Source organism: Streptococcus mitis, from assembly GCF_946188615.1.
GTDB classification, from domain to species: Bacteria; Bacillota; Bacilli; order Lactobacillales; family Streptococcaceae; genus Streptococcus; species Streptococcus mitis_BZ.
The window spans coordinates 1-13382 of sequence record NZ_CAMHVK010000010.1; the positions used below are offsets into that span (position 1 = coordinate 1).

The following is a 13382-nucleotide window of genomic DNA, read 5'->3' on the forward strand; positions in this document are numbered from 1 at the left end:
AAAGGCGGTGTCTTAACCCCTTGACCAACGGACCTGAGCTGTTATTTTCAACTCTTACTATTATACAGACTTTTTCTAACTTGTCAACAACTTTTTTAAACTTTTTATGTTTTTTTGTATGACTCCCTAATGAGTACGGATATCAAACTCCTTAAACACAATACGTAAGTCTCTCAATACTCTTTGACGCCCTCGGAAGCGTTCATGTCTTAAGACGCGTTCTAACTCTTCTTGTTTGTCTTTACTTTGTTTGTTTCTATAATCTCTTAGTGTCTCATGAAAGAGATAATACTCATCTAGCCACATACCTCCCTCACTGATACGATGACTAATCTCACCTACTTCTTCATAGGGTTCTTTATCATATCTACGCTTCTGGCTTTCTTGTTTACGGATATAGTCTAGAATTCTATTTCGGAATTTAGTTTTGAAGTATTTACGTAAACGAGGAATATCTTCTACTAGCTCTTCTTCTCTACTAATCAATTCATGTAAGCAGAGCATACCCTCTTGGTCCCAATCCGATAGTTCCCATAAATGCAAGTAATATTCATTTCTACTCTTATATACAATTCCCTGGACTTCTTTATACAATTCTTTAAACATAACGTTCCCCTTTCTAGATACAGTCTAACAGATTCAGAAACACTTTTGTCCCATTTCCTCCATTCTGTTCCCTACACCGTCTAAACTGCACAAAAAAGAGAGGGCAAGCCTCTCTTTGGGTTATAATTCTGCAATTTGGTTTAGGTTTACTTCTGCAACTGTGTCATTACCAAACATAGAGATAATCATCTTCACTTTATTGTTATCAATCTCTGTAATCTTACCAGTATAGTCTGCAAAAGCACCATCAATGATACGTACAGTTTGACCAACTTCAACATCGATATCAAACTCTTGTACAGTTTGTCCCATAGAAACCAAGATATCACGGATTTCTTGTTCCAATAATGGAGTTGGTTTTGATCTATTTCCGTGAGATCCGACGAATCCTGTAACGTTTGGTGTGTTTCGAACAACAAACCAAGCTTCATCTGTCATCACCATTTCTACAAGAACATAACCTGGAAAGCGATTCTCTTCTACTTCTTTTCTCTTTCCATTTTTTTCAACTTGCACTGTTTGTGTTGGAATTTCAACACGTAAAATATTATCCAACATATTGTAGGTTTGTGCACGTTGCAATAGATTTTCTTTTACCTTATTTTCATAACCAGAATAGGTTTGTAAGACAAACCATCCTTTATCAAAACTATCCATGATACTTCCTTTCATAATAGAAGATATCTAGTGTAAATAACTCCACTAGCCTTCTAAAAAATGTTAATAAATCGAATCAAACCTGAAACAATCAACTGGTCAAAAATGTAAATAATTACTACAAAGAAAGCTGTGTATTCCATGATAGAACGAAAATCTCTCCAGCTTTCCTTGCGAGTTGGCCATGTTGTGTCTTTAAGAAGTCTAAAAATATCTCCAATAAAACGCATCGCTCTCTCCTATCTCGTTTCTCTATGTATAGTGTGCTTACCACAATGTTTACAAAATTTATTTACTTCTAGTCGTGTTGGCTTGGGGTTTCCGCTGATCTTGATTGAATAGTTTCTCGAACCACAAACCGCACAAGCTAGGCTTGCTTTTTTTAGTGCCATAACGCCTCCATCCTATCTATTATAACAAGAAAGCTAGGCTTTGACAAGCATCTTAACGAAATAGATTGACTACCGAATCCCATATCGTTTGAGCCTTTTCCTTAATTTTAGCATCCGAGATAGCACGGCTAGCCTCATCTACCAGATTTTGTGCACGACTTCTAATATCAGAAAGGCTATTATCCGCCTGATTTTCTTCATTACTCTGTACTTGATTTCTTGTATTGGCTGGTGCAATTCCATTTTGCTTATACGCATTTTCAACTGTAAAGGTACTTCCTGGCGTATAAGGTAAAATGGTATTGGCAATGTTTCTAAAGACATGGGCTGCACCGTTTGAAGTAGATCCTGCTAGATAGTGATTTTCATCAGTCGTAGGGAAACCAAGCCAGTGACTAATCACTACATCCGGTGTATAACCAATCACCCACTGGTCACTTGTGTATTCCGGATTGAAAACCGCTTCAGTTGTTCCTGTTTTTCCTGCCATGACATAGTCTGCAGGTGATGAACTAATACCTGTTCCGTTTGTAAATGTTCCCAACATCATACTGGTCATCTTGTCAGCTACAGACTTATCAATCACCCGTTTTTGTGAATTTTTATGGCTCGCAATGACCTGACCACTAGCATTTTCAATTCTACTAATAAAATGAGCTTCCGGCATTAAACCTTCATTTGCAAAGGCAGCATATGCTTGAGCCATTTGAAGAGGGTTGGTTTCAACACCGCTTCCCAAGGCGACACCAAGAACACGATCGACCTTTTCCATGTTGAGTCCGAATTTTTCGCCCGCCTCAAAAGCCTTATCAACGCCCAAATCATTAACAGTGGCAACAGCAGGCAGATTAAGCGATTCTGCCAAGGCTTGATACATAGGAACTTCTCGACTCGTTTTGATCCCTGCATAGTTATCAACCTTATAGCTGTCATACTGCATGGTATGGTTATCCAACTGCTTATTCAAAGCCCAGCCAGCTTCAACTGCAGGCGTATAAACAACTAAAGGCTTAATTGTAGAACCAGGGCTACGTTTTGATTGAGTTGCATAGTTGAAATTCCGGAATCCAGTTTTATCATTGCCAGCAACCTGACCGACAACTCCACGAACTCCACCTGTTTTCGGTTCGAGAGCTACACTTCCTGATTGAGCAAATGTTCCATCCTCTGCCCTCGGAAATAGCGCTGTATTTTCATAGACAACCTGCATATTTGCTTGATAGTTTTGGTCCAGCTCTGTATAAATGCGGTAGCCATTATTGACAATTTCTTCCTCTGTTAGATTATACTTGGAAACAGCTTCGTTAACCACCGCATCAAAGTAAGAAGGATAGCGGTAATCTGAGATTTTTCCTTCATACTTATCGTGCAATTGCGAAGTCATATCAACTTCTGCAGCTTCGGTTTCTTGGTTTTTATCAATGTAACCCGCTGCAAGCATATTTTGCAAGACAGTATCGCGACGATTAGTAGAATCTTCTACAGATTTCAAGGGGTTATACAGTTCCGGTCCTTTGAGCATCCCTGCCAGAGTCGCAGCTTGATTCAAACTCACTTCTGACGCAGAAACTCCAAAGTATTTCTTACTCGCATCTTCTACACCCCACACACCATTTCCAAAATAAGCATTGTTAAGGTACATTGTTAGAATTTGATCCTTACTATATTTTTTTGTTAATTCTAAGGCAAGGAAAAATTCTTTCGCTTTTCTCTCAACAGTTTGATCCTGCGACAGATAGGCATTTTTAGCCAGCTGTTGGGTAATAGTAGAGCCACCACCTGAACGACCAGCAGTTACAATAGCCAAGAAGAAACGACCATAGTTAATCCCGTCATTTTTATAGAAAGAACGGTCTTCTGTCGCAATAACGGCATTCTGCAAATTTTTACTGATATCAGTCAATTCAACATAAGTTCCTTTTTGACCAGACAAGGCACCAGCCTCCTTTTCTTCACGGTCAAAAATGAGAGTTCGAGTTTTCAAGGCATTTTGCAAATCATTGACATTGGTGGACTTGGCTACAGCAAACAAATAGGTTCCAACTAGCAAGCCTGAACTCAAACCTAGTATAAGGACAATCTTTGTTAGATGATAGCGACGCCAGAATTTTCGAATCGGACCTACTTGGGCCAATTTTTTTCGATCACTACGAGAGCGACGTAAGCTAGTAGAATCAGAATCCTCCGATTCACTTGTTTCTTTTTTAAAAAGAGAAAGAAATTTCTCAAATAATTTATCTAATTTCATGCGTTTATTTTATCATCTTCATCATAGGAAGACAAGAATTTAGCTATTTCCTATCCAAATAGGGCTTTTTTTGTTACAATATCTGTATGAAATTCACTTTTACTTTACCAGCCTCTCTACCTCAAATGACGGTAAAGCAATTACTTGAGGAACAACTCCTCATCCCTAGAAAAATCCGTCATTTTTTGAGAATCAAGAAACACATTTTGATTAATCAGCGAGAAGTTCGCTGGAACGAGATTGTAAGTCCTGGAGATGTTTGCCAGTTGACTTTTGACGAGGAAGATTATCCCAAAAAAGAAATTCCTTGGGGCAACTCTGAGCTTGTTCAGGAAGTTTATCAAGATCAACACTTGATTATTGTAAACAAACCAGAGGGTATGAAAACCCACGGTAACCAACCAAACGAAATCGCCCTTCTTAACCATGTCAGTGCCTATGTTGGCCAAACCTGCTATGTTGTTCATCGTCTAGACATGGAAACCAGTGGCTTGGTTCTCTTTGCCAAAAATCCTTTTATCCTGCCTATTCTCAATCGCTTACTGGAGAAAAAAGAGATTTCTAGGGAATATTGGGCACAGGTCGACGGACATATCAACAGCAAAGAACTTGTTTTCAAAGACAAAATTGGGCGTGATCGCCATGACCGCAGAAAACGAATAGTTGATACAAAAAATGGACAATATGCTGAAACACATGTAAGCAGATTAAAGCAATTACCAAACAAAACTTCCTTGATTCGTTGCAAACTAAAGACAGGGCGAACACATCAAATTCGTGTGCACCTTTCGCATCATAACTTCCCGATCCTGGGTGACCCTCTCTATAATAGCAAATCAAGGACGAGTCGGCTTATGCTCCACGCCTTTCGTCTGTCCTTTACCCATCCGCTTACTCTAGAGAAATTAAGCTTCACTACCCTTTCAGATACCTTTGAAAAAGAATTAAAAAAGAATGGATGATTGTCGTGTCATCCATTCTTCTATATAAATAAGAAAAGCAAGACCAAGAGGCCTTGCTTTTTATCGACTCAAGAATTATTTAGCAATTTTTGCGAAGTATTCAAGAGTACGAACAAGTTGTGCAGTGTATGACATTTCGTTGTCGTACCATGATACAACTTTAACCAATTGTTTACCGTCAACGTCAAGAACTTTAGTTTGAGTTGCGTCAAACAATGAACCGTAAGACATACCTAGGATATCTGAAGATACGATTGGATCTTCAGTGTATCCGTATGATTCGTTTGAAGCTGCTTTCATAGCTGCGTTCACTTCGTCAACAGTAACGTTCTTTTCAAGAACTGCTACCAACTCAGTTACAGAACCTGCTGGAACAGGAACACGTTGAGCAGCTCCGTCCAATTTACCGTTCAATTCTGGGATTACAAGACCGATAGCTTTTGCAGCACCAGTTGAGTTAGGAACGATGTTTACAGCACCAGCGCGAGCACGGCGAAGGTCACCACCACGGTGTGGTCCGTCAAGAATCATTTGGTCACCAGTGTAAGCGTGGATAGTAGTCATCAATCCTTCAACAACACCAAAGTTGTCTTGAAGAGCTTTAGCCATTGGAGCCAAGCAGTTTGTAGTACATGAAGCACCTGAGATAACTGTTTCAGTACCGTCAAGAACGTCGTGGTTAGTGTTGAATACAACTGTTTTAACGTCGTTTCCACCAGGAGCAGTGATAACAACTTTTTTAGCTCCACCAGCGTGCAAGTGTTTTTCAGCAGCTGCTTTCTTAGCAAAGAAACCAGTAGCTTCAAGAACGATTTCTACACCGTCGTTAGCCCAGTCGATTTGTTCTGGATCACGCTCAGCAGAAACTTTGATGAATTTACCGTTAACTTCAAATCCACCTTCTTTAACTTCAACAGTACCGTCGAAACGACCTTGAGTTGTGTCGTATTTCAACAAGTGTGCAAGCATAACTGGATCTGTAAGGTCGTTGATACGAGTAACTTCAACACCTTCTACGTTTTGGATACGACGGAAAGCAAGACGACCGATACGTCCGAAACCGTTAATACCAACTTTAACTACCATTAGTGATTTCCTCCTTATGAAAATCATGAAATTTTTATTGTGAAAAGAGTAACTTGAATCACTACAAATCACCTTTCAACAAACCTATTATATAACTATTTAAGTTTAATTGCAAGTACGGGCATTGTTTTTCTATGTTAGTTTCTTTTTCAGGCTATAAATCAAGAACTTCCTTACTATTCATATCGTAGCGATTCTACAGGATCCATTTTACTAATTTTACGTGCTGGGAAGTAGGCTGAGACATAACCAAGTAATAGAGCAAAAGCTAGAGTTCCTAAAATAGATAGAAGATTTAATTCAAAAACCTTCGTGATGGATGGGTAAAAGTGATTTACAACCGCATTCGCCAAACTTCCCACCCCTTGTGCAACCAAAAATGCCAGCAGCAAGGCGATTCCTACAATCCAAATAGCCTCGTAAATAAAAATTCCTTTGACATCGCGATTTTGATAACCAACTGCCTTCATGACACCTATTTCCTTAGAACGTTGCATGATATTAATGTAAATGATGATGCCAATCATGACCGCTGCTACCACAATAGCTTGTGATGAAAGCACAATCAACAATCCCTGAATAACACGAATAAAAGTAATCACAATATCAAGAACCTTCTGTTGAGAAAGAACAGTATACTTCTTATTTTTCTGCAATTCTTCTGTTACCACTTTCGTCTGTGATGGATCTTTAAGTTCCAAGATAAAATAAGATACAGCTTTTGTAAATCCAGCTTCTTTCAAAATTGTTTCCATTTGATTAGACGGCATGAAACTGTTGCTATCCTCCATGTCATCTTCATCATTGATTACACGCACAATCTTCGTTTGAAATTGAGCAATCTTGCTAGCTTCAGCAGCATTTTCTACAATGCTGGCTGAGACTGATTTACCAATAATATCACTAGCCGTCAGATTTTTTCCTGTCTGTTCATTCCAACTTTTTAGTAAACTGCTTGGAATCGTCAAGCCCTGTTCATTTGCATCAGTATAGAGGGAACCGGCTAATACTTTGTCCGCCTCATTACTACTAACAGAAATACTTGTATCCTCATAGAGACTCACTACTTGAGCATAAGAAGGCATCGTTTGACTCAGATCCATTTCTTGCCCATCTATAGTAATATTTGACATGGTCATCCCAAAAGGACTCTCCAAATATTTAATAGCTTCTTTGCCAACTGTATCCGTGATATAGTTCTTATCATCTTGGTTCAAAAAGCCTCGTCCAGCATTTTCTGTGTTTAAAGCAATCTGAACTTGAGAAGGAATTTGACCTCCATTCGTATTTTCATCAATCATCGAAATCAAAGCATTTCCCAAGCCGAAAGAAATTAAGACTCCTACAAAACCGATTGAGGTTGCTAGCGCAATCAATAAGTTACGCCACTTTCTTTCCAGAAAGTTATTTAAAGAAAGTTTGAATTTGTTTTTCAATGATAATCCTTTATTTTTTGACTTCTTCAACGACTTCACCATCCTTCATTTTGATAATCACATCTGCATATGCAGCAACCTCTGGATTATGGGTTACAATCAATACTGTTTTCCCTGTCTGGGCTAAATTTTTAAATACTTCCAATACCATTTCTTGAGATTGAGAATCCAGTGACCCCGTTGGCTCATCTGCTACAATCATATCAGGCTGATTTACCAAGGCACGCGCGATTGCTACACGTTGCTTTTGCCCGCCAGAAAGCTGTTTAACATTTTTAGCAATAAAAGGCTCCATGCCCAAGTTACTTAATTGCTCCTTTGCAATCATTGTCATCTCCCTGTCAGATAAATCTTTGACATAGAGAGGTAGCTTGACATTGTCCAAGACAGACTGATGAGGAATGAGGTTAAAATTTTGAAACACAAATCCAATCTTATCTTTACGAAATTGAGTTAGTTCAATCTCTGATAAGTCACGGAGGGATTCCCCTTTAAATTCTAAAACTCCTTCATATTGTCTATCTAGACCACTGATAATGTTTAGCAAGCTAGTTTTGCCACAGCCTGACGGACCGTAAATCGCTGTAATTTTACCTTTTGCAATCTGCAGGTTAATATTTCTTAGAGCCTGCTCTTGATGTTTACCGTCCAAAGTGTAAAACTTTGAAATATTTTTAATGGATAAAATGGACATTCTTTCCCCCTTGTTTAAAACCGTTATCGTCATAACATCATACTTATAGAAAATCCTTCAAGCTACATCAGCGCTGATTTACCCTTTAAGTCTACTACTTAGAACTTTCTCTCTATTCCCTAGTTTGCTTCTAGATGTATATCAAGTAAAATTCATTTTAACAAAAAAGCGACATTTCTCCAATGACAGAAATGTCACTATTTTATTTAAACTGGTAAAATTAGAGAAAAAAGCTATCTAAACTAATCTTCAAAAATATTACATTTCTCAAAATATAATATAAATTAGACTAGACAAAAAATCAATTCAAAGCTAACATTTAAAACGTCTTTCCATAATAAAAGGCATAATATCAAAGTTTTTGTATAACTGATATTATGCCTTTTATTGTGAAAACATTTACTTCATTTGCTCCTGAAATCAAGTTTTTCTCAGAATCTTTTATTATCCTCAGTCCATTCATTATCTAAACTAACGAGTAACTTCCCATTGCCAAACATCCTTGCCATCATTTTTGCTTCTTCATACTTTTGTTTGGCTGTATCATAATCCATCTGAATATAATATTTCCACTCCACCATCAAGACAATCGGTTGTTTTTGAAAATCTCGTGTTTTTTGCCCTATTTTATTTAAGGTCTCGACTGCCCTCTTAAAATAATGAAGCAACCCCATAACCTCTATACAAGTTAAAGAAGCTAACAAGGAGTCTCTAAGTAAGTCCAAACAATCGAACTCTATCTTATCAACCTGAGAACTTAATTTGTCATGAAAATAAAGAATAGTTTCATGCTCAGACTTTTTTATCTCACCCTCGTTTAAACCATCCATTAACTGACAAAGAAAATACAGTCTCAATTTCAACAATTCCTCAGCCTTATATACATCTCTGGATAGTAAGTCTTGAAGACTGTCCTCAATCACACCACTTCCGTATAAAGAATTACTAGTCGCTCTCACTGCATCTATTGCCTGAAGGCAGTCCACTATCATCTTCTCATCACGGGGCAGGTCATCATAAAAACACTCGAAAATCTCATCAAAATATTCTTCCTTTTGTTCTTGCAACTCCTTGTCTCCATAGTCAGGGTGATGTAAAAGAAAGTACTTTAATTCTTGGTAGCGTTTAGGCAGTTCCTTATAATCTGGCATCAAGACGTAGGATGGAATTTCTAATCTATCTGCAATATATTCTAGTGTTTTTATAGTCGGTCGAAATTCTCCTTTTTCGATTCTCACCAACTGACGCACTGATAATTCAGACTCATCCCCACAAAAAACTGGACGACTAAGTCCTTTCTCCTCTCTTAAAAGTCGCACTTTATCCCCTAACTCATTTATCTTGTTCATTTGCCCCTCGCATGATTATAAAAGATTTGATTTTCAAATAAATATATGCGATGATTATACCATTTTTCAAATAGAATTACAAAAAAAGAGACAGGGATTCCCTGCCTCTAGGCTGATAACAATTATTTACGGCGTCCTGGTCTTTCTTTGTAACCATAGTAAGAATCTTCGATGATTTCTTGCATATGGTCAACCATTGGAAGACGTGGGTTTGCAGGTGAACATTGGTCTTCATAAGCAAGGAAGGCCAATTCACGTGAATGTTCTTTCCATTCTTTTTCGTCAACACCTTGTGCTTTGAAGTTCATTTGGATACCTACGCGCTCACCGAGTTCGTAAACAGCTTTTGCAAAAGATTCAACCCCTTCTTCTGGTGTAGAAGCTGGAAGTCCAAGCATACGAGCGATATCTTGATATTTCTCGTCTGCACGGTAGTAGTTGTACTTAGGCCATGTAGCTGTCTTAGCTGGGCGAGTACCGTTGTAACGGATAACGTATGGAAGCAAGATTGCATTTGTACGACCGTGGATTGTGTGGAATTGCGCACCAATCTTATGGGCCATTGAGTGAGAAATACCTAGGAAGGCATTGGCAAAGGCCATACCAGCGATTGTTGAAGCGTTATGCATTTTCTCACGTGAGTGGAAGTCTGCATTCTTAACTGAGCTTTCAAGGTTTTCGAATACAAGTTTGATGGCTTGAAGTGCAAGACCGTCAGTGTAGTCGCTAGCCATTTGTGATACGTAAGCTTCAGTCGCATGGGTCAATACGTCCATACCAGTGTCCGCAGCAACAAATCCAGGAACTGTCAATACCAAAGCAGGGTCTACGATTGCCACAGTTGGTGTCAATGAGTAGTCAGCGATTGGGTATTTGCGGTTGTTTGCTTTATCAGAGATAACGGCAAATGGTGTTACTTCAGATCCTGTACCAGATGTTGTTGGGATTGCGATGAATTTAGTCTTCTTACCAAGTAATGGGAATTTGAAGGCACGTTTACGGATATCCATGAATTTTTGAACAAGGTCACGGAAGTCCACTTCTGGTTGTTCGTAGAAGAGCCACATTACTTTAGCAGCATCCATTGGAGATCCACCACCAAGAGCAATGATTGTATCTGGTTTGAAGGCACGCATAATCTCAGTACCACGGTTTACAGTTGTGATATCTGGATCTGGTTCTACATCAGCAAAGATTTGGTAAACAACCTTATTGCGACGAAGATCAAGTTGCTCGATGATACGATCAAGGAAACCAAGCTCTACCATGGCATGGTCAGTAACGATCATGACACGTTCAACGTCACGACATTTTTGAAGGTATTGAATTGAATCACGTTCAAAGTATGTTTTTGAAGGAAGTTTCATCCATTGCATGTTATTTCTCCGTCTTCCGACTTTTTTGATATTCAAGAGGTTAATGGCACTAACGTTATCCCCAACTGAGTTGCGTCCGTAAGAACCACATCCGAGTGTCAATGATGGCAAGAAGGCATTGTAAACATCCCCGATACCACCGAAAGTAGAAGGTGAGTTACAGATAACACGAATAGCTTTAACAGCTTTACCAAATTCTTTAGTTAATTCTTCGTCAGCTGTGTGGATAGCTGCTGAGTGTCCAAGACCGTTAAATTCAACCATTTGACGAGCTTTGGCAATACCATCTTCACGGCTTTCAGATTTCAAAACTGCGATAACTGGTGATAATTTTTCACGGGTCAAAGGCTCGCTTTCACCAACTTCTTTACATTCTGCAGCAAGAATGTTTGTTCCTTCTGGAACTGTAAATCCTGCTTGCTCTGCAATCCAAGTTGCTGGTTTACCAACGATGTCAGCGTTCAATTTCGCACCAGCACAGTTTTTGCTGTTTGCTTTCACGCCGAAGCAGAATTCTTCAAGAAGAGCTTTTTCTTTTTTGTTTACAAAGTAAGTGTGGTAAGATTTGAACTCTGCTACAAATTCATCGTAAATTTCTTTGTCAATGATAACCGCTTGCTCTGAGGCACAAACCATACCGTTATCAAATGATTTAGACATAACGATATCGTGTGCTGCTTGACGGATGTTTGCTGATTTTTCAACATAAGCTGGAACGTTTCCGGCACCTACCCCAAGAGCTGGTTTACCACATGAGTATGCGGCTTTAACCATGGCATTACCACCTGTTGCAAGGATTGTCGCAACACCTTCGTGGTTCATAAGGGCACTAGTTGCTTCCATAGATGGTTCAGTGATCCACTGTACGCAGTTTTCAGGAGCTCCTGCTTTAATCGCAGCATCACGAACGATTTGAGCTGCGTGAGCTGATGATTCTTGAGCTGATGGGTGGAAGGCAAAAACGATTGGATTACGTGTCTTCAATGAAATCAATGATTTGAAGATTGCTGTTGATGTTGGGTTTGTTGTTGGAGTGATACCACAGACAACACCAACTGGTTCAGCAATAAGAGTCAAACCTGTTACATCGTCTTCTTCGATAACGCCAACTGTCTTAGTGTGGCGCATGTTGTTTACTACGTGTTCACAAGCAAACAAGTTCTTAGTTGCTTTATCTTCAAATACACCACGTCCTGTTTCTTCAAAGGCATGTAAAGCCAATTCTCCGTGGGCATCCAAAGCTGCCACTGACGCTTTAGCTACGATGTAGTCGACCTGTTCTTGGTCGAGTTTACGCATTTCCTCAAGAGCAACTAAAGCTTTTTGCACCAAGCCATCGACATGCTTTTCAGCAGCGAGTTTTTTTTCTTCTGGTGTCACAGTTTTTTTATCAGCCATATTTTCCTCCATAGCTTTCAAGGATCGATATCCTTTGTTAATTTTTTCACAAGTTTATTATAACGCATTATTTCAACTTTGTAAACAGTTTCATAAACATTTCACAAAGATTTTTTTATTGTTTGTGAATTTTTTCTCATTTTCTTTACTTATCAAGTTTTTTCTTTAGAGTTTGTGAAATTTATTTCAAAAATTTTTTATTTCACAAACTTGCTTGGAAGAGAGACTTGGAAAGAGATAGATTTTCTAGTAAGCGCTTACTTTTAGATGCTAACAATACCTCCTTTGATAAGGAGGCTTTATTTTTGTTGAAAAACGCCTTGTTTAAAAGTCCCTTCATAAACAACTTCTTGTTCTGTTGTTAGTTTCCCTTTTCCTTCAGCCTGACCATTTACAAAATCACCTTCGTAGGTCCAGCCTTCTTTAGATTGAAAGGTACCTTTTCCGTTGAAGGCTCCATTGTTGAAACCACCAGTATACTGGTCTCCATTTTGGAAGGTAATGGTACCTTGTCCATTCATTTTACCACGTACAAGACTGCCATCGTAAACAATGGTTCCATTATCAAGCTTTAGAACACCTTTTCCGGGAATATTTAGAAAAAAGACGAGCACAGCACAAAAAACAATCGTAACTACTGCCAAAAGCTCTAAACGTTGACGAGTCAGATAGACACGATACTTTTCGTAAAAATTCTTAAGATTTTCCATCTTCACTCTCCTTCTCTAAACGTTCTAACCATGCTTGACAACCCTCTTGAACACGCTGATAGGTTTCCTCAAAATCTCCTGTATACCAAGGATCTGGAACACTTTCAGATGCAAATGAGTAAATCTTATCTTGACAGTCTACTGGACACATATGACGTAAGTCAGAAACATTTGAAGCATCCATTCCGATAATATAATCAAAGGCTTCAAAATCTTCCTTACTAATCTGAAGCGATGTTTTGGTTTTGTCGTAAGGAATCTCATACTGTTGAAAAATCCCTTGAGTTCCCTTATGAATCGGATTGCCATGTTCCCAAGAAGAAGTCGCTCGACTTTGGATTTCATAATTATCTGTCATTGATTTCATAACAAACTCAGCCATAGGACTACGGCAAATATTCCCCAGACAGACAAAGACTAGTTTTTTCATCCCATTTCCTTTCTTTTATAGAAAAACGGGAGTTAGTA

The 13382-nt window shown here is 38.7% G+C and carries 13 protein-coding genes; 1 reads left to right on the forward strand and 12 read right to left on the reverse strand.

What is annotated here, in order from left to right:
- Positions 1 to 126: 126 nt before the first annotated feature.
- The 5 genes from OCF95_RS09215 to pbp2a all read right to left on the reverse strand — a co-directional run bounded on the left by OCF95_RS09215 (position 127) and on the right by pbp2a (position 3903).
- A complete protein-coding gene (locus tag OCF95_RS09215; protein WP_000471946.1) occupies positions 127 to 606 on the reverse strand; it encodes a sigma-70 RNA polymerase sigma factor region 4 domain-containing protein in 480 nt (159 codons plus the stop codon).
- 120 nt (positions 607 to 726) lie between these two features.
- Positions 727 to 1263 carry a transcription termination/antitermination protein NusG gene (gene nusG / locus OCF95_RS09220; RefSeq protein WP_000376740.1) on the reverse strand — a complete coding sequence of 179 codons (537 nt, stop codon included), beginning with the start codon at positions 1261 to 1263 and terminating at the stop codon, positions 727 to 729.
- Positions 1264 to 1316: 53 nt separating this feature from the next.
- On the reverse strand, positions 1317 to 1493 hold the full coding sequence (secE, locus tag OCF95_RS09225) for a preprotein translocase subunit SecE (RefSeq protein ID WP_001210991.1): 177 nt from the start codon (positions 1491 to 1493) through the stop codon (positions 1317 to 1319).
- A gap of 9 nt (positions 1494 to 1502) precedes the next feature.
- A complete protein-coding gene (rpmG, locus tag OCF95_RS09230; RefSeq protein ID WP_033674018.1) occupies positions 1503 to 1655 on the reverse strand; it encodes a 50S ribosomal protein L33 in 153 nt (50 codons plus the stop codon).
- Between the two features lie 52 nt (positions 1656 to 1707).
- Complete coding sequence (gene pbp2a, locus OCF95_RS09235; protein WP_000762647.1) at positions 1708 to 3903, reverse strand: penicillin-binding protein PBP2A; 2196 nt, start codon at positions 3901 to 3903, stop codon at positions 1708 to 1710.
- 86 nt (positions 3904 to 3989) lie between these two features.
- Here pbp2a and OCF95_RS09240 point away from each other — a divergent pair, with 86 nt between their 5' ends.
- Positions 3990 to 4865, forward strand: a complete 876-nt coding sequence (locus OCF95_RS09240; RefSeq protein ID WP_084923180.1) for an RluA family pseudouridine synthase — start codon at positions 3990 to 3992, stop codon at positions 4863 to 4865.
- Positions 4866 to 4940: 75 nt separating this feature from the next.
- Here the strand turns inward: OCF95_RS09240 and gap are convergent, their stop codons facing one another.
- The 7 genes from gap to OCF95_RS09275 form a co-directional block, all read right to left on the reverse strand.
- Positions 4941 to 5951, reverse strand: coding sequence for a type I glyceraldehyde-3-phosphate dehydrogenase (gene gap, locus OCF95_RS09245; protein ID WP_000260662.1), 1011 nt, complete (start codon positions 5949 to 5951; stop codon positions 4941 to 4943).
- A 176-nt stretch (positions 5952 to 6127) separates the two neighbouring features.
- Positions 6128 to 7429, reverse strand: coding sequence for an ABC transporter permease (locus OCF95_RS09250; protein ID WP_185761634.1), 1302 nt, complete (start codon positions 7427 to 7429; stop codon positions 6128 to 6130).
- The gene (locus OCF95_RS09255; protein WP_261105291.1) at positions 7398 to 8081 is read right to left on the reverse strand and encodes an ABC transporter ATP-binding protein; all 684 of its coding nucleotides are present in this window, start codon (positions 8079 to 8081) and stop codon (positions 7398 to 7400) included. Before OCF95_RS09255 ends, OCF95_RS09250 begins: the two co-directional genes overlap by 32 nt.
- Positions 8082 to 8512: 431 nt before the next feature.
- Positions 8513 to 9430: a helix-turn-helix domain-containing protein gene (locus OCF95_RS09260; protein WP_261105292.1), complete on the reverse strand. Its 918-nt coding sequence runs from the start codon at positions 9428 to 9430 to the stop codon at positions 8513 to 8515.
- Between the two features lie 122 nt (positions 9431 to 9552).
- A complete protein-coding gene (adhE, locus tag OCF95_RS09265; RefSeq protein WP_049510355.1) occupies positions 9553 to 12204 on the reverse strand; it encodes a bifunctional acetaldehyde-CoA/alcohol dehydrogenase in 2652 nt (883 codons plus the stop codon).
- A 299-nt stretch (positions 12205 to 12503) separates the two neighbouring features.
- Positions 12504 to 12914, reverse strand: coding sequence for an MORN repeat-containing protein (locus OCF95_RS09270; protein ID WP_000429319.1), 411 nt, complete (start codon positions 12912 to 12914; stop codon positions 12504 to 12506).
- Positions 12901 to 13344 (reverse strand): low molecular weight protein-tyrosine-phosphatase, encoded by a 444-nt coding sequence (locus OCF95_RS09275; RefSeq protein WP_261068176.1) that lies wholly within the window; start codon positions 13342 to 13344, stop codon positions 12901 to 12903. Before OCF95_RS09275 ends, OCF95_RS09270 begins: the two co-directional genes overlap by 14 nt.
- Positions 13345 to 13382 lie beyond the last annotated feature (38 nt).

What these genes read in the sequence shown, in the direction of transcription:
- OCF95_RS09215 (WP_000471946.1), bottom strand. Translation starts at nt 606, where the DNA reads ATGTTTAAAGAATTGTATAAAGAAGTCCAGGGAATTGTATATAAGAGT.
- nusG (WP_000376740.1), bottom strand. Translation starts at nt 1,263, where the DNA reads ATGGATAGTTTTGATAAAGGATGGTTTGTCTTACAAACCTATTCTGGT.
- secE (WP_001210991.1), bottom strand. Translation starts at nt 1,493, where the DNA reads ATGCGTTTTATTGGAGATATTTTTAGACTTCTTAAAGACACAACATGG.
- rpmG (WP_033674018.1), bottom strand. Translation starts at nt 1,655, where the DNA reads ATGGCACTAAAAAAAGCAAGCCTAGCTTGTGCGGTTTGTGGTTCGAGA.
- pbp2a (WP_000762647.1), bottom strand. Translation starts at nt 3,903, where the DNA reads ATGAAATTAGATAAATTATTTGAGAAATTTCTTTCTCTTTTTAAAAAA.
- OCF95_RS09240 (WP_084923180.1), top strand. Translation starts at nt 3,990, where the DNA reads ATGAAATTCACTTTTACTTTACCAGCCTCTCTACCTCAAATGACGGTA.
- gap (WP_000260662.1), bottom strand. Translation starts at nt 5,951, where the DNA reads ATGGTAGTTAAAGTTGGTATTAACGGTTTCGGACGTATCGGTCGTCTT.
- OCF95_RS09250 (WP_185761634.1), bottom strand. Translation starts at nt 7,429, where the DNA reads ATGGTGAAGTCGTTGAAGAAGTCAAAAAATAAAGGATTATCATTGAAA.
- OCF95_RS09255 (WP_261105291.1), bottom strand. Translation starts at nt 8,081, where the DNA reads ATGTCCATTTTATCCATTAAAAATATTTCAAAGTTTTACACTTTGGAC.
- OCF95_RS09260 (WP_261105292.1), bottom strand. Translation starts at nt 9,430, where the DNA reads ATGAACAAGATAAATGAGTTAGGGGATAAAGTGCGACTTTTAAGAGAG.
- adhE (WP_049510355.1), bottom strand. Translation starts at nt 12,204, where the DNA reads ATGGCTGATAAAAAAACTGTGACACCAGAAGAAAAAAAACTCGCTGCT.
- OCF95_RS09270 (WP_000429319.1), bottom strand. Translation starts at nt 12,914, where the DNA reads ATGGAAAATCTTAAGAATTTTTACGAAAAGTATCGTGTCTATCTGACT.
- OCF95_RS09275 (WP_261068176.1), bottom strand. Translation starts at nt 13,344, where the DNA reads ATGAAAAAACTAGTCTTTGTCTGTCTGGGGAATATTTGCCGTAGTCCT.